At 32.7% G+C, this 24,742-nt stretch carries 14 protein-coding genes; 7 read left to right on the top strand and 7 right to left on the bottom strand.

The genetic code is table 11. The annotated features are described in order from the left end of the window. Window positions 1-52: 52 nt before the first annotated feature. The 7 genes from NMK29_RS23635 to NMK29_RS23605 all read right to left on the bottom strand — a co-directional run bounded on the left by NMK29_RS23635 (window position 53) and on the right by NMK29_RS23605 (window position 9,301). Window positions 53-1,771 (bottom strand): efflux RND transporter periplasmic adaptor subunit, encoded by a 1,719-nt coding sequence (locus NMK29_RS23635; protein WP_108805479.1) that lies wholly within the window; start codon window positions 1,769-1,771, stop codon window positions 53-55. Between the two features lie 5 nt (window positions 1,772-1,776). Further along, complete coding sequence (locus tag NMK29_RS23630) at window positions 1,777-2,475, bottom strand: PepSY domain-containing protein (RefSeq protein ID WP_108805047.1); 699 nt, start codon at window positions 2,473-2,475, stop codon at window positions 1,777-1,779. Window positions 2,476-2,491: 16 nt separating this feature from the next. After that, on the bottom strand, window positions 2,492-3,220 hold the full coding sequence (locus NMK29_RS23625; RefSeq protein WP_108805046.1) for a heavy-metal-associated domain-containing protein: 729 nt from the start codon (window positions 3,218-3,220) through the stop codon (window positions 2,492-2,494). Continuing rightward, entirely contained in the window at window positions 3,217-3,783 is a 567-nt protein-coding gene (locus NMK29_RS23620) for a DUF3347 domain-containing protein (protein ID WP_108805045.1), read from the bottom strand. Before NMK29_RS23620 ends, NMK29_RS23625 begins: the two co-directional genes overlap by 4 nt. 39 nt (window positions 3,784-3,822) lie before the next feature. Beyond that, on the bottom strand, window positions 3,823-5,103 hold the full coding sequence (locus NMK29_RS23615) for a TolC family protein (RefSeq protein ID WP_159092325.1): 1,281 nt from the start codon (window positions 5,101-5,103) through the stop codon (window positions 3,823-3,825). Between the two features lie 5 nt (window positions 5,104-5,108). After that, entirely contained in the window at window positions 5,109-8,792 is a 3,684-nt protein-coding gene (locus tag NMK29_RS23610) for an efflux RND transporter permease subunit (protein ID WP_108805043.1), read from the bottom strand. 122 nt (window positions 8,793-8,914) lie between these two features. Continuing rightward, entirely contained in the window at window positions 8,915-9,301 is a 387-nt protein-coding gene (locus NMK29_RS23605; RefSeq protein WP_051336277.1) for a hypothetical protein, read from the bottom strand. 169 nt (window positions 9,302-9,470) lie between these two features. Here NMK29_RS23605 and NMK29_RS23600 point away from each other — a divergent pair, with 169 nt between their 5' ends. The 7 genes from NMK29_RS23600 (at window position 9,471) to glpK (ending at window position 24,730) form a co-directional block, all read left to right on the top strand. Continuing rightward, on the top strand, window positions 9,471-9,926 hold the full coding sequence (locus NMK29_RS23600) for a GAF domain-containing protein (protein WP_108805042.1): 456 nt from the start codon (window positions 9,471-9,473) through the stop codon (window positions 9,924-9,926). 168 nt (window positions 9,927-10,094) lie between these two features. Beyond that, window positions 10,095-11,111, top strand: coding sequence for a GntR family transcriptional regulator (locus tag NMK29_RS23595; protein ID WP_108805041.1), 1,017 nt, complete (start codon window positions 10,095-10,097; stop codon window positions 11,109-11,111). 284 nt (window positions 11,112-11,395) lie between these two features. After that, complete coding sequence (locus tag NMK29_RS23590) at window positions 11,396-14,467, top strand: TonB-dependent receptor (protein ID WP_108805040.1); 3,072 nt, start codon at window positions 11,396-11,398, stop codon at window positions 14,465-14,467. Between the two features lie 21 nt (window positions 14,468-14,488). After that, window positions 14,489-16,078: a RagB/SusD family nutrient uptake outer membrane protein gene (locus NMK29_RS23585; protein ID WP_108805039.1), complete on the top strand. Its 1,590-nt coding sequence runs from the start codon at window positions 14,489-14,491 to the stop codon at window positions 16,076-16,078. 91 nt (window positions 16,079-16,169) lie between these two features. After that, window positions 16,170-19,532 (top strand): VCBS repeat-containing protein, encoded by a 3,363-nt coding sequence (locus tag NMK29_RS23580; RefSeq protein WP_108805038.1) that lies wholly within the window; start codon window positions 16,170-16,172, stop codon window positions 19,530-19,532. Window positions 19,533-19,561: 29 nt separating this feature from the next. After that, window positions 19,562-21,328 carry a glycoside hydrolase family 36 protein gene (locus NMK29_RS23575; protein ID WP_108805037.1) on the top strand — a complete coding sequence of 589 codons (1,767 nt, stop codon included), beginning with the start codon at window positions 19,562-19,564 and terminating at the stop codon, window positions 21,326-21,328. A 222-nt stretch (window positions 21,329-21,550) separates the two neighbouring features. Then, window positions 21,551-24,730 carry a glycerol kinase GlpK gene (gene glpK / locus NMK29_RS23570; RefSeq protein ID WP_108805036.1) on the top strand — a complete coding sequence of 1,060 codons (3,180 nt, stop codon included), beginning with the start codon at window positions 21,551-21,553 and terminating at the stop codon, window positions 24,728-24,730. The last annotated feature ends 12 nt before the right edge of the window (window positions 24,731-24,742 follow it).

The raw sequence follows: 24,742 nt of genomic DNA, 5'->3' as shown, positions 1-24,742 counted from the left end.
AAGTGTTAATATTTTAACATTTAAAGGTTTAAATATATTTATTCTAAGTAAACTATTCTCTTCCTAAGGTGTCAATTACTCTGCCACAAGTAAGCATTGTTTCTCCAAAATAGGGGTTCCTTATTTCTTTTTCCCTACTTAACCAAATAGCACCTTTATTGTTGCCTGCCATTGGACACTTTTGAATATATATGTGCTCAGAAAAACCATCTATTCTTTTAATCATACTCTCTAAATTTTCATTTAGACTAATAAAGTAATCTCTTTGTTCTTCTAGATTTTCTTTTTCTTTGATTAACGCTAAAACATGTAAAACTTCCTTCACATATTTGCCAATATCATTTTGTAACTCCTTAGTATCTATATCTTCTAACCCTTCTATCATTTTTTCAGAAAACACGGAGGCTTCTTTAGCATCACTCTTTACCAAAGCATCTTTTAACTTAAAATACATTGACAATGTCTGAAGAAACCTTTTTCTAAAATCATCTGTTATATTTATTTTCTCACTTTCTTCTTTATCTGATGAACTAGTTGTTTCTGCCTGATTCATCATAGATCGTTTGCCTTGTAATTGAGCCGCAGCATCTACCGTAAAAGTCCCATTAGTCACAATTATCTCTCCTTCTTTTATGCCTTCTAAAGTTTGATATTCGTGCCCATTAGAAGTTCCAAGTGTTACTTCTCTCATCTCAAAAACAGGTTGATCAGATTTAACCTTTACATATACAATTGAACGTTTTCCGGTCCATAAGACCGCACTTCTAGGTATTGCAATTGTTTTATTAGATTCCTGGTTTGCTACAGCAATAACTCCTTCTATAAACATTCCTGGTTTAAAAACATTATCTTTATTTACAAGTACAGCTCTCACAGTTATCGTTCTTGTATTTGTATCTAAAACCGGATCTATAAATGAAATTTTAGCATCAAAATCCATCTCGGGATATGCATTCGTTTTAATCTCAATATGTTGTCCAATTTTTAATAAAGAAATTTGATTCTCATAAGCATCAAAGGATGCCCATAACGAATTTAAATTTGATATTTTATATAGTATTTGTCCTCTATCTACATGATTTCCTTCTTCCACTATTTTTTCAGAAACTATACCAGACATATGTGCATGGATAGGAAATGTTTCTTTGATTTTTCCTGAAGATTCTATTAAATCAATTTGGTCTTCTGAAATTTTTCTTAGCTTCAACTTATTCCTTACCGCCTTATATAATGCTGGTTGTTCTTTTTTTAATTTAACAGCGGTTAACAACTCTTGCTGGGCAGCCACTAGTTCAGGAGAATATAAAATTGCGATTGTTTGTCCTTTATAAACTTTATCTCCTACCGAATTAACCAACAGTTTTTCTACTCTACCCGAAAAATGGGTTACCTGAACTGTATTAGTTTCTTCATTTTCTTTAATCTTACCTGATAATTTCACCTCTTGCGATTCTGAAGTCGTCATACCTACCACAGAGGTCTGAATATTAGCTAAAGCCATTGCGTTTTCAGTCATACTAAACTGATCCATCGAAAGTCCATTTTCTTTGATTTCAGAACGCACCAAATCCATCCCACATATTGGACAATCTCCAGGTTCGGATTTCATAATTTTCGGATGCATCGAACATGTCCAAATTTGATCTAAAACTTCTGCCGAATGATCGTGTTCTTCAATAGATTCGCTGGTCGAATTATCACTAAAAATAAGATACCCAAAAAGCAACCCTATCAATATTGAAATGATTATATAAACAACATTTTTCTTCATCATAATTATCTTTTAAAAAATTTCCTAAGTGTTGGAGAGGAAATGTACCAAAGTAAAAAACCACTAAGTACTGTTATCAATCCTAATAGAGAAAAAACTCTTAACACTGTAGTATTAAAATCATCTCTTCCTTCATAATCCATCGTATGTGTCATCCACAAAAAATCGAACCATCTCCAAGATTGATGTCTTACTCTCTGAAAAGAACCATCTAAAGCAGAGATATATACTTTTACATTATCTGGATGATTATAATTAATTACAAATGCAGGTAATGATCTTCCTCTATATTCGTGATGTTTTCCAACTTTGTCAATAAAATCAACAGAAGTAACTTCTAAATCAGATCGCATATGTACCGAAGCTATCTTTAATGCTTCTTCTTTTGATATTTTTGATTTTAATTTCCCAGATCTAGCATTAATTAAAACACTATCATTTACCCAATAAAATGGATGACCAGCTATTGTTCTTAATTCTAAAGAAGAAACTGCAGGTAATGAAAAAGTCGAATCTAATTTTAACAAATTAGAATGTACTACAGGGATTATTTCATTCTTAAATTGATCACCATGAATCTCATCAATATCCGTCCAACTGAAATATAATCCGCTAACTGTCCACATTAAGAATTGTATTCCTAAGAACACCCCCAGATAACGATGTGCTTTTCTTATAAATATTGCTGTTTTTCTTTTAACCATTCTATCAATATTTCTTCTATGAATATATTTTTATGAGCATCCAAAAAGCCATTCCTAGCATAATCGAATTCTCAATAAAAGTAGCTTTAGTCATCGGCAATTTTAGAGCTGTTCCTAAACAAGCACACTGGATACTTCTTTTGTCTATTAATACTTTAGTAACACCAATGGTTGTGATACCCAAAATTAATATGGTAATTATTAATGCTATATTAATTTTAAATCGCATTAAAAACATCAATCCTAATCCAACTTCTATAAAAGGATATACCCAACTATAAAAGGGTATTTTTTTAGCCAAGGGGTCATACATTGCAAACGACCCGAAAAAACCTTTTAAATCTAGTATTTTAAAAAAACTAAAAACGATATAAAACAACCCCATAAAATCCATCATAAAATCATCCGTATTCCACGATTGATAATTGATCATTACAGATGCACTAGTGATATATCCAAAAATCAAAAAAAGTGGAAATAATTGTTTTAATTCACTCTTATCTGATACGAGAATATCTTCTACTGCATTATAATTTTGAGTTCCTTTTTCTGTAATTGTATACTTAGTTGGAATTGTTTTCATTAAGCCATCAATAGTCAACTTCTGATTAAAAACAATAATAGCTTCTTTACGCTCTAGACTTACGTTAGCGTCAGATACTTCTGGAATACTAGTCAAAACTTGTTCTAATCCTGATCTGCAACCTTCGCAGGTCATCCCATCTATATGATATTTTATTTTCATTTTATTGTTTCATTAACGCTCCCACATTTTAGCATTTTATTGCCATAGTAAGGATTACGTACTTCTTTAGAGTCGGATAACCAATATCCTCCATTTCCATCAAAAGCCATTGGACAAAATTGCTTATATACCTCTCCAGAAGTAATAGCAGAAGTATTAATTAATTTTTCGGTTTCTACCGTAAGTGTCACAAAAAAATCTCTTTGCTTTTTAATATCTTTAGTAAGAGCGATTAATTTTGTTGTAGATTTTAATTGTTTTGTTTGATCTGTATCCTTTATAAAATTATCCATCTTTTTCGCTTCTTGCTGTACAACCTTAAAATTAGAATTTACCAGCCCTCTTTTTATCAATAAATATTGATCATAAATTTTGGTAACATTATCATCATCAAAAACAATTTCACTTCTAGAATCTGTAAGATTAAGATCCACATTGCTTTCTACAGCTACTTCTTCTTTTACTCGAATCTCTTTTTTTGATTCTTTCTGATCCTTCCCACAGGAATAAATTGATACAACTATTATACCTGCAAGAATGGTTTTTAAAAATATTTTATTCATTATTTTATCTTTTTGTTATTACTACTTTTTTCTATTATACTACCTTAAATAATTCAGCACTGCCGTTTGCATAAAATACATTGCTATAGCTTCAATTTTCTTGTTTTCGAAATCTAACAACATCTGTTGTACATCTAACACATCTTCAAAATTAAGCTGAGTTGTTTGGTATGCTGATAATATTATCTCTTCTGCTTGTTTAGCCTGCATTATATTTTTTTGTTGTGTGTCGTAATTAATTCGAGCGGTAATCCTATTATTTATTGCTTCTTCCATCATATTTTCTAGGTTATTCTGAGAAGCTTCTCTTTTTTGATATACTTCCTCCTTTTGTAACTCATACTGTTTAGAACGCGACTTGTGTTTTTTAGAAAAAAGAGGAACAGAAAGTGAAATCTTTGGCATAACAATGTCTTTTCCATTATCAGAAAAACTAATATTTGGTCGTTCTTCAACAATTACGTAATCTAAACCTATGCCTATTGAAGGCAAAGATTCTTTGGCATTAACACTCTCTTTTTTATCTAATAAATCACCTAAATGATCATAAGTTATCAATTCGGGATGGTACGTGATATCATCTAATATCATTGTAGGTTCTTCTTCGGGAATAAATAAATTATCTGGAACTACTAATGGATCAAAACCATCTCTATGTAACAATTGATTCATTGCTGTTTCAGCCGTAAGAATTTTTCCTTTTAAAATCTCTTCTTCATTCTGAAGATTATTTTTTGTGATATTAAATTTTAAGACATCTACGGTAGATGCTCTATTATTCTCAACTTCTTTAAGTGCAATCTCAATATAAGTATCTAATAGCTTATTTTGTTCTACTAATATTTTTTGTCTTGCCTTTAATTCATATAGTCTATAATAAGTTTGCTCTACCAGCAAGGTAATTTTCCTTTTTGCAATTTCTAATTCATTTTTATTTACCTCACTTTCAGTAGAAGCAGTTTCTTTTCTTGCTTTTATTGTTCCAAACCAAGGGATATTCTGCTGCACATTGAATCTAGCTTTTTGAGCTCCAGTTCGTGTTTCTGGTTCACTTACGAAATATCCTGTTCCAATTGTTGTATTCGGCAACCCTCCAACTTCATGTACCTTTTCTAAACTTACATCTAATACATTCTGAGCTGCCTTAAGTTCAGGATTATTTTCTTTTGCTTCTCTTATATATTCTTGCAATGTCTGAGCACTGGTAATATTAAAAAAGAAAATAAAAAAACTCAATATTGCTCCCTTTTTCACATCAAAGAGCGAGGTGAAAAAGTAAAAATGACTATTTCTTTTATTTAAAATATTTATTGTATTCATTTCCTTTATTCTATTTTTTCTTTTTTTAATAAAAACTCTGCTCTCCAACTAAATAAAACTGGCACTACAAATAATGTGATTAACGCTATCAACATGCCTCCAAAACTAGGTATCGCCATCGGAATCATAATATCGCTTCCTCTTCCTGTTGATGTTAATATTGGCAATAATGCTAAGATGGTAGTGGCCGTTGTCATCAAGCAAGGCCGTATCCTTTTCTCACCTGCTTCTATTACAGAGGATCTAATATCATGTAATGTCTTTGGTTTATTTCTTTTAAAAGTTTGTGTCAAATAAGTTGCCATAACAACTCCATCATCTGTAGCAATACCAAATAAAGCGATAAACCCAATCCAAACTGCTACACTTAAATGAATTGTTTGCATCTGGAACAAATCTCTTAAATTATCTCCAAAGAAATTAATATTAAAAAACCAATCTTGCCCATATAACCAAATCATTAAAAAACCGCCAGCAAAAGCAACTGCTATTCCTGTAAACACCATAAGAGATGTAGTCACAGATTTAAACTGAAAATATAGAATCAAGAAAATAATTACCAACGCCAATGGAATAACAAAAGATAATGTTCTCTCAGCTCGTATTTGATTTTCGTAGGTACCAGTAAATTGATAATTGATTCCTTTTGGAACCACAAGTTCTCCCTTATTAATTTTTTTCTGAATTAATTCTTGTGCATTTTGTATTACATCTACTTCCGCATACGCTTTCAACCTATCAAATAACACGTATCCAATAAGAAACGTATCCTCGCTTTTTATTACTTGTGGTCCTTGTTCATATCTAATAGTTACCAACTCACTTAATGGAATCGGATTACCTTTTGAAACTGGTATATATATCTTTTTAAGATCTTCTGGATTGGATCGCAAATCTCTTGGATATCGGACTCTAATCCCATAACGTTCTCTTCCATCCACTGTTTGGGTAAGCATCATTCCACCTAAAGCGACTTGCAATACTCTTTGAACCCCTTCAATAGAAACCCCATATCGAGCAATTCGATCACGATCTATATCGATTAACAAATAAGGTTTTCCTATAATTCTATCAGCAAAAACTGCTTCATTTTTAACACCTTCTACTTGTTTTAAAATTTCTTCTAACTGAATACCAAAATTTTCAATGTCTTTGAGATTTTGCCCTTTCACTTTAATTCCCATTGGGGCTCTCATTCCAGTTTGTAGCATTATCAATCTGGTTTCTATAGGCTGTAATTTTGGAGCTGAAGTTACTCCAGGAAGATTCGTAACACTAACAACTTCTTTCCATATATCATTTGGAGATTTAATGTGTGGTCTCCAGTTTCTATAATATTCTCCGTTCTCATCGGGAATTAATTGATGTTTTTTAGCTTTGGCGTTCCCTACAAATCGACCATCTCTAAGCTCGAATAAACCATCTTCATTGACTTTAAATCGCTGTCGTTCTCCATTATCATTTAATACATATTCTGATGTATACAGAATTATATTTTCATACATGGATAAAGGAGCAGGATCTAATGCTGATTCTGTTCTTCCTGCCTTACCAACAACAGTTTTTATCTCTGGAATTGTGGCTACCGCCATATCTAGCTGTTGTAATACTCTTTTATTTTCTTCTACTCCAGCGTGTGGTAATGATGTAGGCATTAAAAGAAATGAACCTTCATTTAAAGAAGGCATAAACTCTTTACCGGTATTTTTCATTATAAAAATACCCACTACTACTAAAGTCATTGGCAACAACATAAATACTAGCTTATTACACAATGCCCAATTTAAAATTTTTACATAGTACTTTCTGAACATACCAAATAAACCTAGTAATCCAAAACAGATAAAACCAACAAAGATTACATTCCAAAAAACACTTTTTTCTACTCCCAATGGTCTCCAATACACCGCTAAAAGAAAAACAATAGTGATTCCAGAAATAATAATCTGAATTGTATTTATTCTATCTACAGCAAGTTGTAATACAAACTGTAACAATTTAGTTACACCAAATGCTATAAGAACAAGACCTAATAAAATTCCATAATAAAGTGCTACAATACCTGAGATAATTAATATCGTATTAAAAACATACCCTATAACTTTTTTAGTAGATCGTTGTTTAAATAAAAATGCAGCAAAAGGCGGTATCAAAAATAATGCTATAATGATTGATGATACAAGTGCCATTGTCTTGGTAAAAGCTAATGGCCGAAAAAGTTTTCCTTCTGCTCCTATCATCGTAAAAACAGGAATAAAACTTATAATAGTCGTTAAAACGGCTGTTAGTATAGCACCAGAAACTTCACTAGTTGCATTATAAACTACAGTATTAATTGGTAGGTTCTTTTTATTATCATCAAGATGTCTTATGATATTTTCTGAAAGAATCACCCCAACATCAACCATAGTACCAATAGCAATTGCTATACCGGATAAAGCTACAATATTAGCCTCTACATCAAAGATTTTCATGGTAATGAAAACCATCAAAACTGCCACAGGTAATAATCCTGAAATTAAAACAGAAGCTCTAAGATTAAAAACCATAAGAATGATTACCAAAACTGTGATTAGTATTTCTAGTGTTAGTGCTTCATTTAGTGTACCTAGAGTTTCCTTAATCAACTCGGTTCTATCATAAAAAGGAACAATAGTTAATTTAGACGTACGACCATCACTAAGTACTTTAGATGGCAATCCTGAACTTAATTCTTTTATTTTATTTTTTACATTAGTAATAATTTCCATAGGGTTTGAGCCATACCTTGCAACTACAACTCCTCCCACTACTTCTGCTCCTTCTTTATCCAAAATTCCTCGTCGGGTAGATGGTCCGAGAGAAACTTTAGCTATATCTTTTATCCGGATCGCTGTATAACTTTCTGAAGCGACCACTGCATTTTCTATATCAGCGATAGACTTAACATACCCCAAACCTCTTACCAGATATTCGGCTTGATTAATCTCTAATGTTTGTGCTCCAATATCTCGATTACTTTCTTTTACAGCTTTAACCACCTGATGTAATCCGATATTATATTGCTTCATCAATTCTGGATCTACATCCACCTGATATTCCTGAACATATCCTCCTACCGATGCTACTTCAGAAACTCCACCAGCCGATGATAACGCATACTTTACATAGTAATCTTGGATACTTCTTAATTCTTGAAGATCCCAACCTCCTGTTACCTTTCCTTTTTCATCTCGCCCTTCTAGGGTATACCAAAAAATTTGTCCAAGGCCGGTAGCATCAGGTCCTAATAACGGATTCACTTCGTTAGGCAATAAATCATTCGGCAAAGAATTTAGCTTTTCTAGAATTCGACTGCGACTCCAATAAAACTCTACATCTTCTTCAAAAATGATATAGATACTAGAAAAACCAAACATAGAAGAGCTACGAATTGTTTTAACCCCAGGCAGACCTAGTAAAGAAGTCGTTAATGGATAAGTAATTTGATCTTCTATATCCTGAGGGGATTTTCCATCCCATTTAGTAAAAACAATCTGTTGATTCTCTCCAATATCAGGTATTGCATCCACAGCTACAGGATCATTAGGTAAAAAACCTAAATCCGATTGGAATGGCGAATGAATAAGACCCCAACCTATTAAAATCAATAGTAATAAAACTGCTATTAATTTGTTTTCTATTAAAAACTTGATGCTTTTATTCAGCATACTTAATGAGATTTAGTAATTATTAATAACGTCAATTGATTTCACTACAGTGAACTCAACAACTTTTTTGCTAACAATAATTCTATATGATTACGACTAGCAAACAATAACAATACTCTAAATCAAATGAGATATGTCTCGTAAAGAATAAAAAAATCTGTAATCCTTTCGGGTGGAGAATATTCTTTAAAAATCAGGTTGTTCTCTTTTTTTGGAACAAAGAGGTGTTGATAAGAATTGAAAAATGAGATGAAAATCATTTTTTGAGGAAAATCAATCTGATCAAAGGAAATCTTAAGCTCGTCTTGACCTTCTACAACGATTACTTCATTTTTACAACAAGACTTTTTCTTTATTTCTATATTGTGATCTAAGGAATGATTCATCATTTCCATCCCGCAATCTTTAGCTTTCGAAAACACAGCAACATCCACTAAAAATCGACCGCAATAGTGCTTTTCTACAGTAAATGATAAAGTAGACAATAACACTAAACATGCTAAAGACATTGATACTATTTTCTGAAAACTCTTTTTCATTCTAACATCAAAAATACATAATATTTAAAGAATAGTCGTTTTTTTGCATTTTCCTTAGAAACTTTTAACAAAACAATACCACACTAAAAATCAGACAATTTTAAATATTTTAAATACTTTTGCCGAAAAATTGTAAGGAATGCTATTTAAAGAATTAAAACCAAAGGTTGTTGACATACTTAATAATAATGACAACTCGGTTACGGATAGATTACACGAAATATGTCAATTATTAAGTGATACTATTGAATATTATGATTGGGTTGGTTTTTATTTTAAAAATGGTGATAAAAAAGAATTAAAACTTCGAACTTATGTTGGTGAGGAAACCGATCACGAAATCATCCCTTTCGGAAAAGGTATTTGTGGTCAGGTAGCAGTATCTAATGAAAACTTTATTGTTCCCGATGTGCAAGCTCAAGATAATTATATTGCTTGTAGTTTCAGTGTAAAATCCGAAATTGTTATCCCTTTATTTAAAGACGGAGAAAATATTGGACAAATAGATATTGATTCGGAAACTCCAGATCCTTTTACAGAAGAGGATGAAAGATTTCTAGAATTTGTAAACCAAGAAGTAGCTAAAATACTTTAGTAAGAGTATTGTAAAAAATAATTTTACGCAACAGAATCAAGTTTCTTTGATTACATTCTCTTGTCAAAATTTTACGAAATATTTGATAAGAGATCATAACGATCAAGATATAATTTTGAAATCTAGTATTTAAGTTTAAATTTAGGGATGCTATAATTTTCAATTAATATGTCATCGTTACTTCAAAAAATACACGACCTTCAGGATATAAATACCTTATCCAAGCATGAACAAATCGTTAATGGAATTACTGATGCCATTGATTCTGGAATACTAAAAGTAGGAGATAAACTGCCCTCTATTAATGAAATGGTAGCCGAAATTGGATATGCAAGAAAAACTTTTGTAAAAGCATATACCGAACTAAAAGAACGAGGATTAGTAGAATCTAAAAACCTTAAAGGATACTATATTATTAGTGAAGAAACGAATGTAAAATTAAAAGTAGCTCTAATTTTATTTGCGTTTCATAGTTTCCAAGAAGATTTTTATAACACCTTTAGAAAAGAGCTTGGTAAAAAATATCACATTGATATTTTCTTTCATCACAATAATCTAACACTACTAAAGACGATATTAGATAATATTTCGCGTAAATATGGTATGTATGTTATTGCTCCAATACAAGAAAAAGAAGTTCCATCGATGATGAAAAAAATACCTTCTGATCGCCTATTAATTGTGGATCGATATTTAAAAATGCCTAAAGATTATTCTTATGTTTCTCAGGAATTTGAAGAGGTAACCTATCAAAAACTAGTAGAACTTACTCCTCAAATTAAAAAGTACGATAGATTCGTATTATTCTTTAAGAAAAATTCGGATTTCCCTCCAGAAATCCTATTTGCTTTTAATCGTTATGTAAAAGATTTTAAGATAAATGGGGAAGTTTTAACTGGTTATGAACCTAATACACTTAAAAAGAGTACTGCATATTTTTCTATAAGCGACACCCAATTATGGAAGGTACTAAAAGATGCCCGAAAAATGGAATACCGAATCGGAGCTGATATAGGTATTCTTGCCCACGATGATAATATTGTAAAAGAAATTGCTTTTGGAGGAATTACAACAATATCTACTGATTTTACAGAAATTGCCAAAAAAGCAGCAATCTTCGTAAAAGAAGGAAAACCCATTCAAGAAATTGTTCCTACATATCTGAGACAACGCAACTCTCTATAAAATCCATACTCTTCTGAAACTTACAATGAACCTGATTCGTTGTAACAGATACATTCTGGCTTCTATCCCATAACGGATTCTTTAATACTACCCAAAGAATCAATATAACATATTCGTATTTTTTAAGCTATTTAAATAACAATAATTTAAAAAATTATGATTTTATGTTTTGATATAGAAATAAATATTTTACATTTGCAAAGTAGCATAGTGTATCATAGCATAATAAGACATACTCATCTATCACTCAATTCAGAAAAATTCTATTAACAAACACAAATCATATGGAGCGAAAAGTATTTAATCGTATTATGATACTACTCATCGGCCTAACAACCACCATTGTTAGCGCCCAGCAAACTGTTTCCGGAACAGTCAATGAACCCAATGGCCCTTTACCTGGAGTAAACATCTTAGTAAAAGGGACTGATAATGGTACTACCACAGATTTTGATGGTAAGTATACCCTAAGCAACGTTGCCAACGATGCTACTCTCATATTTAGTTATGTTGGTTTTTTAACTACCGAAATACCCGTAAATGGAGAAACCGTTATTGACATTACGCTCGAAGAGGATTCCGCTGCTCTTGATGAAATAGTTATTGTAGGATATGGATCTCAATCCAAGAGAGATGTTACAGGAGCAATATCTCAAATTAAATCAGAAGATATCGCCCAAGTCGTTACAGCAAACCCAACCTCTGCTTTACAAGGTAAGCTTGCAGGAGTACAGGTAGAAACAGCAGGTGGTGCGCCTGGTAGCCCTGCAAATGTTTTTGTACGTGGAGTAAGTTCTTTAACTAACTCTTTTCCTCTATACGTTGTTGATGGTGCGATCTCAGACAATATAAATTTTTTAAACGCAAAAGACATTGTAAATCTTCAAGTACTAAAAGACGCAACATCTGCAGCAATATATGGTTCACGTGCCGCAAATGGTGTAATTATAGTTACCACTAATAGGGGTAAACAAAATTCTTCTCCTGTAGTAAATATTGATGTACGAAGTGGAGTTAACACTCAATCAAGAAAACTTGATTTACTTAACGGCCCTGAGTACATCGCTTTTCTTAACCAACGTAGAATTAACGATGGTCTTGACGGTAATATTCCCGATCCAGGAATCAATTCAGATTTTCAAGATTTAAATATAAACTCTGGTACCATTCAAGATTTTGGATTTAATATATCAGGTGGTGGAGAAAATTCGAAATACTTTTTTAGTGCTAACTATTATGATGAAGAAGGATTATTAATCAGTGAAGAATTTAATCGTAAAAATATACGCCTTAATAGTGAATTTAAAATAGGTAAACTTAAAATTCAAGAATCTTTCGGGTTTTCTGAAAATAGATTTACTCGTAATAATGCTTTTGGGAATCAAGGAGGAACAGTTCCAATAATTCGTCCTTTTGCTCCAGAAAACGAAGGTGGATTTGAAGCTATTAATGATCCTATTTTTGGAATTGGAGGAACCAATAAATTTGCAAATGCACAACTAGTAAATGATCAAAACACAGAGCGTAATTTTCTAGGAAATATGAATTTTTCATATGAAATTATAGAAGGACTTACTGCTAAGCTTAATGTAGGAACCGAATATACTAGTTTTTATAGAAACACATTTCAACCTACATTTTTTCAAAGTAATATAGATAGTGAAACTAATGCAAACCCCCTAAATGATTTAACTGAAGTAAGAGGAGAACGCTACGCTACAAACGTAGAACCCACGCTTAACTATAAAAAAAGCATTGGAGAACATAACCTAGATATTCTTGTCGGAAGCGCTCGTCAGGATATCACCAGAAACACACTTGCTATTTACGCAGAAGGCTTGCCTAGCAACAACATTACTAATATAGCACAGTTTACTGACAATATTATAAACTCTGGTGGAGGACGTTTTGATAATAAACTTTTCTCCTATTTTGGGCGTGTAAATTATAATTATAATCAAAAATATTTGTTCACTGCTATTGTTCGTAGAGATAAAACTTCTCTTTTTGCTGATGGATTTAATACCGGCACATTCCCTTCTTTCTCAGTTGGATGGGTTATTAGTGATGAAAATTTCTTTAATCAAGATGGTCTTTTTAATTCCCTCAAATTTAGAGCTGGATATGGCGAATTAGGTTCTCAAAATGTAGATCCTTTTTCGAATCAATCCGTAGTAGAACCCAATTCTCCAATTACTGTTGGTGGTTCTTCTGGACAAATTCCCGGATTCGCAATTACCAGTTTAGTAGATCCTACGTTAAGTTTCGAAACATCTAAAACCATTAATTTTGGTTTAGATACTTCCCTGTTAAACAATAGTTTAAAACTAAGTTTAGATTACTTCAATCGAGATAATGAGGATGTTATTCAGGCGGTTGCTATACCAGATTCTAATGGATCAGTAAATCCCGTATTTCAAAATGCTTCATCCATTAACAACAAAGGTTTTGAGTTCGAAGCAGCATACACTTATGATAAGGGTGGAGACCTAACGTTTAACATAGGGGTTAATTTATCCGCAATCCAAAACGAACTTACGGATTCTCCAAATCCAATTGTAGGTCCTTCATACAACGAAGAAGGGTTAAGAGCAAATCGTTTTGAAGTTGGACAACCTTTGGGGTTCTTCTTTGGTTTTGAAACAGATGGAATCTATAATGACCAAGCAGAAATTGATAACGATCCTTTTTTAGCTAATGATCCTGATCGTAGGGCATTGTTACGACCTGGGGATTTTAGACGAGTAGATATTAATAATGATGGCATCATCAATGATGAGGATCAAACATATTTAGGTGATCCAACTCCAGATTTTACATATGGAATTAACTTATCTGTAAATTATAAAAACTGGGATATTGGAACTTTTTTCAATGGAGTTCAAGGAAACGAAATTTATAATGTTACTAAGTTCTTTGGATATTTTTTCTTAGATGACAATAAACTGGGAATTGTAAGAGATGCTTATACTCCAGCCAATCCAAATACAAATCTTCCTCGAGTAACTACACAAGACACTGCGGGAAACCAGCTTCCATCAGATTTCTTCGTAGAAGATGGTTCTTTTTTCCGTCTTAAAACATTAGAAATAGGATACAATTTTAGCAATTTTATTGGAAAAGAATGGATTTCTAATGCTCGATTATTTGCAAATGTTCAGAATGTTTTCACGATTACAAATTATTCTGGATATGATCCAGAAATTGGATCTAACAACAGTGGTTTAGGAACTAATCGTGGTTTCTTTGGTTTTACACCACTTACAAGTGCTGATTCTGTTTTCGATAGAGGATTAGATGTAAGAGCACAACCAAGACCTCGTACTTTTACTATTGGGGTACAAATGTCATTTTAAAAACAAAAAAAAGAATACGATATGAAAACCATTAAAAAACTATTCCCTTTCATAATGTTATTACTTTTTGTAGTAATATACTATAGTTGTAACGAAGAAGATCTTAATATTTCTAATCCGAATAATGTAGCAGAACCTGAGTTTTTTCAAACTGAAAATGACTTCAGACTTGCCGTAAACGGCATGTACCACCCAATAACTGCTGTATTATTTTGGGGACGAGTTATTCATACAGGTGCTATGCTACGATCGGATGCCTATAATGTAATCCCATTCCAACAAAATACAACGATGTCTACATTAGAAGGGCAACCAGGTATTTCTAGATGGGCGGTAGACTTGTATCCTCAATTGTATCAATCTATTGCTAGGGCCAATAGAATTATTGAAGAAGATGCAGAAAACAATGTGTTATCTGGAGACGTTCAAAATGAAATTTTGGGACAAGCACATTTTCAGCGTGCATTCTGTAATTGGTATTTATTAAATCTCTTTGGAACCGCTCCACTTGTTATGCAAACACCGGACACACAAAATCCGGAAGAATTTTTCCCAGCTAACGCTACACCTTCAATGTTTAATGAAGCTATTATCGCAGACCTTACCGAAGCGGTAAACAGGCTTCCACAATCCTGGGGAGCGGATGATTTAGGACGTCCCACAAGAGGAGCAGCACTCGCCTTAAGAGGAAAAACATATTTATATATGGAAAATTGGGCAAATGCTGTTACAGATTTTACAGAAGTAACTAGTCTAGGGTATTCTTTACTACCTTCAGATAATTACGGCGATAACTTTTCATCTAATTCTTCATTAGAAAATAATTCAGAATCTGTCTACGAACTTCAGTATGTTGGACAAGACAACTTTGTTTGGGGAGCAGATTCGCCACTTACTGGCTCGCAATCCAATTGGTATATTGATTATTCTCCCCCTCATGTAAGTTTAGATCAAGGCCATGTCATAAATCCACATATTCTTCAAGTTTTTGACGATAATGGAGACACCGTAAGAAGAAACAAAACAATTGCTTTTGATTATCCCGGAGCCACAGGATATGGAGGGGCACCATTTGCAGAAGATTTTGCTCCAAGTATAGAAATTGCAGAGAATCTAGGAGTTCCAGCATTATTCTCTAGGAAATATGCAGGTTTGGATGAAGGTATGTCTAGTGCAGAAATCCCTGGTTTTGGGCACACACTAGGAACTAATTGGAGAATCATACGGTATGCTGATGTATTATTAATGTTAGCAGAAGCTCTCAATGAAAATGGAAGTACATCAGATGCTATACCGTTTATTAATCAAGTAAGAGAACGTGCACAGATTTCTTTATTACCTAATACTTTATCTAAAGAAGAGATAGAACAAGCCATTATAGATGAACGTGTTATGGAATTAACTGGAGAAGGTCATCGTTTTTTAGACTTGGTGCGCTGGGAACTAGCAGATGATATATTAGGTCCTGGTTCTACTATAGCGGCAGGTCGTCATCCTAAATCTCTTGCAGGACCAGCAGCTGTATTTACTACTGGACAAGATGAACGTTTATGGATTCCATTACCAGAATTACAAGCCAACCCTAACTTGAAACAAAATGATGGTTACTAAACCTATCTGATTAATTGTTGTTTATTGTTTTAGTCAACCAAGCAAACCCTTACTTGGGTTTGCTTGGTCTTGAAAATCTAATACTATCTTTTTGAAAAAAAATGTAATTCATATCATATTAATTCTGTTACTTTTCGGTTGTAAAAAACGACTGTCAAACGATACTCTATTCACTCTTGTGCCATCTTCGCACAGCACCATTCTCTTCCAAAATACAATTACCGAAAACGACAATATCAATGTAATAGATTTTCAATACTGCTATAATGGTGGTGGTGTAGGTATTGGTGATTTTAATGAAGATGGATTGTCAGATATTATTTTTACTGGAAATCAAGTCTCTAGCAAGTTATATCTAAATCTAGGTGATCTAAAATTTAAGGATATTTCTATCGAATCTAATTTTAAAACAAATTCCTGGATAACTGGTGTAAGTGTTATAGACATAAATGCGGATGGGTTGGATGACGTCTATCTTAATGTTGGTGGAAGTAATTGTAATAATGATTGTAATAATCTATTGTTTATAAACAAAGGCTTAAGTAAGCAAGGAATTCCTTATTTTGAAGAACAAGCTTCAATCTATGGACTAGATGATGGCAGTTATAGCCAACAAACCGTTTTTTTTGATTATGATTTAGATGGCGATTTAGATGCATATATTGTTCATAATGGTAATACCAAAAGAGATCGAAATACTCCTATACCCAAAAAATATCAGCCTAAATATTTATCCGATTACTTATTAGAAAACAAAACTTTAGAAAATACAAATCAAATATTTTTCTCTAACGTATCAGATAGTTTGGGGATTACTCATAAAGGATTTGGATTAGGAGTAGCTATTAATGATTTTAATAACGATAATTTACCCGATATCTACGTTAGTAATGATTTTATTACCAATGACCTTTTGTACATCAATAAGGGTAAAAACAGTAACGGAATTCATCTTGGATTTAGCGAAATGAACCAACAAGTTTTATCAAAACAAACCTATAATGCAATGGGAGTTGATGTGGCAGATGTTAATAATGATTTATTACCGGATATTATGGTAGTAGACATGTTACCTAATGATTATCAGAGACAGAAGAAAATGCTAGCTTCTAACAATTATGATAAATATTTATTATCCAAAAGAAATGGATATACTCCACAATATGTTCATAATACACTTCAAATTCATAATGGTCATATCAAAGATCAAATATTACCAGCGTCAGAAATTGGATTTGCTTCTGGCATTGCCAGTACTGATTGGAGTTGGGCACCACTAATTGCAGACTATAATAACGATGGAAATAAAGATATTTACATTACTAATGGTTACGTTAAGGACATTACAGATCTTGATTTTATTAATTATTCTGGGCATAATAACATCTTTGGAACACCAAATGCTAGAAAAGAAAAATCAAAAAATCTAATTGAGCAACTTCCCGGAATTCATCTACCTAATGTGATGTATCAAAATAACGGTAATGCCCAATTTACTGATGTTTCTTCTCAATGGATACACGAGAAAAATTCCTACTCTAATGGCTCCGCCTACGCAGATTTAGATCAAGATGGAGATTTAGATTTAATCATAAACAATATAAATAGTCCCGCATTTATACTAGAAAATCATGTATCGGAAAAAAATAAGAAGTTTTTACGCTTGCAACTAAAAGGAACTCCTGAAAATAAAAATGGAATTGGGGCAAAAATTGTCTTATGGGACAATGGCACCAAACAAACACAATATCAATCAACCATCAAAGGATATTTATCTTCTGTAGAACCAATTATTCACTTTGGCGTACCTTCAGAAAAAGTTGACTCATTAAAGATAACTTGGCCTAATGGTGCTACTAGTTATAAAAAAGATATTCTATCAAATCAACTTATTACTATTGATCATCAAAATTCTTTTGACAATCCTTCAAAAAAAGAAACTGATCTTTTATTTCAAAAAGACACCACTACTTTTTCATTTAAGCATACCGAAAACTACTTAAATGACTACCTAAAACAATCCTTATTAAGTCATCAATTTAATTCTTCGGGTCCATGCATAGTAAATGAAAACGTAGACAATAAACAAGGTGAAGAAATCTTTATTGGCGGTAGTAAAGGTTTTTCTGGCACTCTCTTTATCGAAAACCAAAATGGTGTTTATAAACCTAAGCAGGAATTTGACACTAAATACGAAGATACAGCTGCTTTATTTATTGATATTGATTTTGATGGAGACAAAGATCTATACATTGGTAGTGGTGGAACTGATGCTGGAAATAATGAAGAACTATTAAAAGACAGAATATACATTAATGACGGAACTGGTTCTTTTTTAATAAGTGAAAATAAAACTCTTTCCAAAATCATAACAAATACAACTTGTATTACAGCAAACAACACTGATAATACGAGTACACAAAAGATTTTTGTTGGAGGCGGTGTATTCACAGGAAAATATCCACTTTCTACTCCTAGCTATTTAATCACTAATCAAAAAGGCAATCTTTCCATAAACAATAATATTTCATTTTCTGGATCAGGAATAGTAACAGATGCAACTTGGGCGGATATTAACAATAATACAACTAAGGAACTTATTGTAGTTGGACAGTGGATGCCAATTTCTATATATCAAATCGACACAAACAAAGCAGAGGAAATTCCTATAAAATGGATAGATAAACAAGGAAACACATTGAATATGTCTGGTTGGTGGAACAGTATTACACTTGCAGATATTGATAATGATGGTGATCAAGATATACTTGCTGGTAATCAAGGTATCAACGGATATATCAAGCCAATGTTTGGTCAAGCCGTATATGTATATAAAAAAGATTTTGACAATAACGGAAGTATTGATCCCTTGCTAGCCCAGTACTTCAAGACACCGAATGGATTATCATTACAACCAATTCACACTAGGGATGATGTCATGAAACAATTAGTGAGTTTGAAAAAACAATACCCAACATATAACGAATTTGCTAAAACTAATTTTAAGGAATTGTTGAATATTAATAATTTAGAAGAAGAAACTTTTAGCGCTCATATATTTCAATCTATTTATGCAGAAAACATAGGTAACAATACTTTCAAAGTCACATTTTTACCCGAACCTTGTCAACAATCTCCTATAAATAATTTTCTTGTAGAAGATATTGATCAAGATGGTTTTAAAGATGTATTGATTGTTGGGAATGATTATTCCGCAGAAGCAAGTTACGGCAGACACGATGCCATGATCGGAGTCTATTTAAAAGGTTCAGAAAAAGGTTTTATCCCTACAAAGAACAATAAGACAGGTTTTCTTGTCCCCAAACAATCCAATCATATTATTTCTATGCAAAACAAGAATAATGAAAAGTTAATTGTTGCTACACAAAATAATGATAGTGCAATGGTATATCGCATAAAGAGTAAAAAAAGAAATGCTTTGGCAAAAAACTGATTTTACCGCACAATAAAGAATAAAAACGAATGAAAGAAGTAATTACTCATAATATCGAGGTAATACAAGAATCCAAAGATTTTCGAGTTGACATCACGCTACTTGAAGAACAAAATGGAGTCACTATATATAATATAAATTTTACATCCAAAACTACATTTACACCTCAAAAGGTAACCTTTAAATGGAAGATTCCCGCGGTTAATATCAAAGGTGTTTGGAAACCTACTACTGATTTTGCAAAAAGAATCATGGATGATTGGGAATTGGATCATATGGAATCAAGAATTTCTGTTGATTCTCCAGTAATTTCATTATTTGGCCATGACGACAACAACGTTATCACCTTTGCTTGTTCTGATGCAATAAACACCAAAAAACTTAATGCCTTATATCGAGAAGAAGATAACTGTATCCATTGTCACATATCGTTTTTTACAGAAAGACATCATTCAATTTCTAATTACAATGCACAGCTAAGAATAGATCAAAGTGATCAATCTTTTTCAGAATCTCTAAAAAACGTAGGGAAATGGTGGGAAAGTTTCGAAAATCTTACCCCAGTTACGGTCCCTGATTTAGCAAAAGTCCCTGTTTATTCTACTTGGTACCAGTTCCATCAAAAACTAAATATAGAAACCCTTATTGAGGAGTGTAAAATTGCATCTGATTTAGGGTATGAACTAATAATCATTGATGATGGATGGCAAACCAAGGATGAAAATAGAGGATATGATTATACTGGAGATTGGTATCCAGAAAGAATTCCTAAAATGAAACATTTTGTGAGCAAAATTCACGCTACAGGAATGAAATTAGCTTTATGGTATTCTGTTCCTTTTTGTGGTAAAAAATCAGAAGCTTATAAAAAATTTAAAGGTAAATTCCTTACAGAAGAACATCGTTGGGCTCCCGTATTTGACCCAAGATATCCAGAAGTAAGAGAATACCTAATAAATTTATATGTAAATGCCTTAAACATGTGGGGAATTGATGGATTCAAACTAGATTTTATTGATGAATTCAAAGTATACCCTAGCACCAAACTAACCAAAGAAAACGGAAGAGACTATTCCTCCGTAAATCTAGCTGTTGATCGATTAATGACTGACATCATAAGTTCCCTACACGCAATCAATCAAGAAGTTGTAATCGAATTTCGTCAAAAATATACCGGTCCAGCCATGCGAAAATATGGAAATATGTTTAGGGCTTTTGATTGCCCAGGTGATTCTTTAATGAATCGCGTACGTATCACCGATATCAAGATGATTTGTGGAGATACTGCTGTACACAGTGATATGTTTACCTATCATAAACAGGAACCTCTAGAAATAAAAGCATTACAACTGGTAAATATTTTATTTGGAGTTCCACAACTTTCTGTATTACTACAAGAAGCAACATCAGAAGAATTATCTATGATACATTTTTATACTCACTATTGGAGAAACCATTCACAGATTTTTCTTAAAGGAAACTTTATACCACAAAAACCTTTGGCTAATTACCCAATACTCAAATCTTCTCTAAATGATCATACAATTATAGGAGTGTTTGATAACTATATAGTTGATTTTAATGAAATTACAAATAAAATTGACATCATCAATGGTCAATTAGTTACTAAAATTGTGCTAAACAGTGATAAAAATTATGGAGCATATCATTGTACGACTTACGATTGTACAGGAAAAATAACACACGAATGTAACTTAATGATTCTCATTGGAGTAGTTCAGATAAAAGCTCCAGTTTGTGGATTGATTAGATTAGAAAAAAACACCGGATCTTAAATGATTTCATTAAAAAAATCAATAAAATCATCAATATACCTTATAAAAAATAATACAAACGATTGCATTTTTTTTAGTTCGTAATTATCTTTTCAATTGCTTTAATAATTCAGATATTTATAATCAATTGACCAATCTTCTAAAAATAACATTGTTTTTTTAGAAGATCACAAAGAAATCATCAACCAAGAAAGTATATAAAAATAAAGTCAACTATCACTGATGGATAAAAAATATATCATTGCATTTGATCAAGGAACAACTAGTACTAGAGCTATTATTTTTGATAATAATGGCAGTATTTGTGGCATCTCTCAAAAAGAACTAACACAACATTATCCTCAATCTGGATGGGTAGAACATGATCCTGAAGAAATTTTTCAACATCAAAAAAACGTTTTTGAAGAAGTATTAGCTACATCTAAAATAAGTATTGATCAAATCGCTGGTGTTGGAATCACCAATCAAAGAGAGACAACAGTTGTTTGGGATAAAACTACAGGGAAACCAGTACATAACGCTATTGTTTGGTTAGACAAAAGAACTTCTAACATTTGTAAAAATCTTAAGTCTATTGGTTTAGAAGATTATGTTTCTAAGAACACCGGTTTGGTAATTGACTCTTATTTTTCTGGCACAAAATTAAAATGGATTCTAGACAATGTAGAAGGGGCAAGAGAAAAAGCTAACAAAGGAGATCTGCTATTTGGTACAATTGATACCTGGCTAATTTGGAAATTTACAAATGGATCAAGACATGTGACGGATCATTCCAACGCATCTCGAACAATGTTATATAATATCATACGATTAGAATGGGATGAAACTATGTTAAATGCATTAGACATTCCTAAGGAAATGTTACCCAAAGTTCAATATTCATCATCAGACTTTGGAAATATTTCTTATCAAGGAAAAGAGATTCCGATATATGGAGTTGCCGGAGATCAACAAGCATCTTTATTTGGCCAAGGTGGTTATAAATCAGGAATTGCTAAAAACACCTATGGCACAGGCTGTTTTTTATTATTAAATACAGGAAAAAAAGCCTACCATTCTAAGAATGGCTTATTAACAACTTTATGTTGTAGTCTTCCTGAAGATAATATCAAATATGCGCTCGAAGGTAGTGTTTTCGTAGGGGGTGCTTCTGTACAATGGCTTCGTGATAAATTGCAAGTCATTTCTAAAGCTTCTGAAACAGAAGAGATCTGTATATCTACTCCCTCTTCTAAAGGTTTGTACGTTGTTCCTGCTTTTGCCGGTCTTGGAGCTCCTTATTGGGACATGAATGCTAAAGGAGCAATATATGGACTAACATTGGATTCCGGTAAAAATGAAATTATAAAAGCTACTGTAGATGCCTTAGCCTACCAAACTCGTGATGTATTAGATGCTATGGTCGAAGATAGTGGTAAGCTAATGAAAGAACTTAAAGTAGATGGAGGCGCATCTGCTAACAACTATTTGATGCAATTTCAGGCTGACATCCTCAATGTAGAGGTTGATCGACCAGCAATGTTAGAAGTTACAGCACTTGGTGCTGCATTCCTGGCAGGAATAAAAGCTGGGGTTTGGACTAAAAAAGACATTTCCAGAATTAGAATTGTCGATACTAAGTTTAAACCCCAGATTAATGAACACGAAAGAAGTAGAAAATATAGTGGATGGAAGGACGCAGTAGAACGCACAAAATCTACCAATGCAAAAATGCTATCTGTAAAAGAACAAGGTCCTATACGTTTTTCTATTCTAGACCGACACATACAATTACAAAAAGCACAAACTACCAAATATGATCTCTTTATTATTGGTGGTGGTGTGACCGGAGCCGGAATTGCTTTAGACGCAGCTTCGAGAGGCTTAAAAGTATGCCTGGTAGAAAAAAACGATTTTGCATCCGGAACCAGTAATAAGTCTACAAAACTGATTCACGGTGGACTACGATATCTAAAACAAATGGAAATAGGTTTGGTAAAAGAATCAGGAAGTGAGCGTGCTATGGTTCATAAACTTGCCCCCCATTTAGTCGTTCCAGAAAAAATGTTATTGCCATTAATAGAAGGTGGTACGTATGGAAAGATGATGACTGCGATTGGATTAAAAGTATATGATTTTTTAGCAAATGTAGAAGGAGATGACAAACGAAAAATGCTAAGTATTGAAGAAACAATTGCCAAGGAACCTTTATTAAATAAAAATGGACTTACTGGAGGTGGTTATTATGCAGAATATCGTACAGATGATGCGAGACTTACCGTAGAGCTTCTTAAAAAAGCAGCTTCATATGGAGCAAACATCATCAATTATTGCGAAATGACAACCTTTAACTATGATACTGAAGGAAAAATAAAAAGTTTAGAGTGTTTAGAATATAATTCGAATAAAAAAATAACTATAAAATCCAGAAACTATGTTTCTGCAGCAGGTCCTTGGGTGGATTTATTAAGAGAAAAAGATCACTCAATGAACAACAAGTATCTGCACCTAACTAAAGGAGTGCACATTGTTTTTTCAAGAGATCAATTTCCTCTTACACAATCTATCTATTTTGATGTATCCGATGGAAGAATGATTTTTGCTATCCCCAGAGGTCGCGCAACATATGTAGGAACTACGGATACCAACTACAAGGCTAATTTAAACCGGGTAGTAGCTACACAAGAAGATGCTCAATACTTATTAGACGCGGTTAATAATATGTTCCCTTCTGTGCAACTCACAATAGATCACATAGAGTCTAACTGGGCTGGACTGCGACCACTGATACACGAAGACGGCAAAGACCCTTCAGAATTATCCAGAAAAGATGAGATATTTATTTCTAAAACAGGATTGATTTCAATAGCTGGAGGAAAATTAACAGGGTATCGTAAAATGGCGCAACGTGTTATTGATGCAGTTCTTAAAACAATGAGCTCCAAAAAAAGAGAACAATTCTCAAAATCACATACACAAAATATACCACTTACTAATGATCCATTAAAAGATACTGAAGAAGTGGAAAAATATCTTCTACAAATTAATCAACAGCTAAAAGATCTAAATATACAGGATGAATACTACGGATGGTATTTAGCCACTACATATGGTAAACAAGCTAATACTATTATTGATAAAGTTGGTTACTTTCTAAACGATTCTATTGAAGAAAAATTAATACGATCAGAAGTCTGGTATGGCGTACATCATGAGATGATAAACGGTTTGGCAGATTTTTTTGTGCGACGAACCGGTAGACTCTATTTTGATATTAATAGTGTTCGTCGATATCGATCATTAGTACAAGAAGATCTTATAAAATATTTACATTGGGATGAACAACGTCTGGCAAAGGAAAATGAATACCTAGATTTGTTATTACAAGATGCATCCACTTATTATGAGCACGAAATTGCTTAAATTAAAAACATA

Source organism: Aquimarina sp. Aq107, assembly GCF_943733665.1.
GTDB lineage: Bacteria > Bacteroidota > Bacteroidia > Flavobacteriales > Flavobacteriaceae > Aquimarina.
Note: the sequence above shows the minus strand (reverse complement) of the source record. Positions and strands in the feature narration are given on the sequence as shown.

Bases quoted from the DNA above. Each gene is read 5' to 3' on its own strand.
- NMK29_RS23575 (WP_108805037.1), top strand. From the start codon at position 19,562: ATGAAAGAAGTAATTACTCATAATATCGAGGTAATACAAGAATCCAAA.
- NMK29_RS23635 (WP_108805479.1), bottom strand. From the start codon at position 1,771: ATGAAGAAAAATGTTGTTTATATAATCATTTCAATATTGATAGGGTTG.
- NMK29_RS23625 (WP_108805046.1), bottom strand. From the start codon at position 3,220: ATGAAAATAAAATATCATATAGATGGGATGACCTGCGAAGGTTGCAGA.
- NMK29_RS23595 (WP_108805041.1), top strand. From the start codon at position 10,095: ATGTCATCGTTACTTCAAAAAATACACGACCTTCAGGATATAAATACC.
- NMK29_RS23620 (WP_108805045.1), bottom strand. From the start codon at position 3,783: ATGAATAAAATATTTTTAAAAACCATTCTTGCAGGTATAATAGTTGTA.
- glpK (WP_108805036.1), top strand. From the start codon at position 21,551: ATGGATAAAAAATATATCATTGCATTTGATCAAGGAACAACTAGTACT.
- NMK29_RS23590 (WP_108805040.1), top strand. From the start codon at position 11,396: ATGGAGCGAAAAGTATTTAATCGTATTATGATACTACTCATCGGCCTA.
- NMK29_RS23615 (WP_159092325.1), bottom strand. From the start codon at position 5,103: ATGAATACAATAAATATTTTAAATAAAAGAAATAGTCATTTTTACTTT.
- NMK29_RS23630 (WP_108805047.1), bottom strand. From the start codon at position 2,475: ATGGTTAAAAGAAAAACAGCAATATTTATAAGAAAAGCACATCGTTAT.
- NMK29_RS23610 (WP_108805043.1), bottom strand. From the start codon at position 8,792: ATGCTGAATAAAAGCATCAAGTTTTTAATAGAAAACAAATTAATAGCA.
- NMK29_RS23605 (WP_051336277.1), bottom strand. From the start codon at position 9,301: ATGTCTTTAGCATGTTTAGTGTTATTGTCTACTTTATCATTTACTGTA.
- NMK29_RS23585 (WP_108805039.1), top strand. From the start codon at position 14,489: ATGAAAACCATTAAAAAACTATTCCCTTTCATAATGTTATTACTTTTT.
- NMK29_RS23600 (WP_108805042.1), top strand. From the start codon at position 9,471: ATGCTATTTAAAGAATTAAAACCAAAGGTTGTTGACATACTTAATAAT.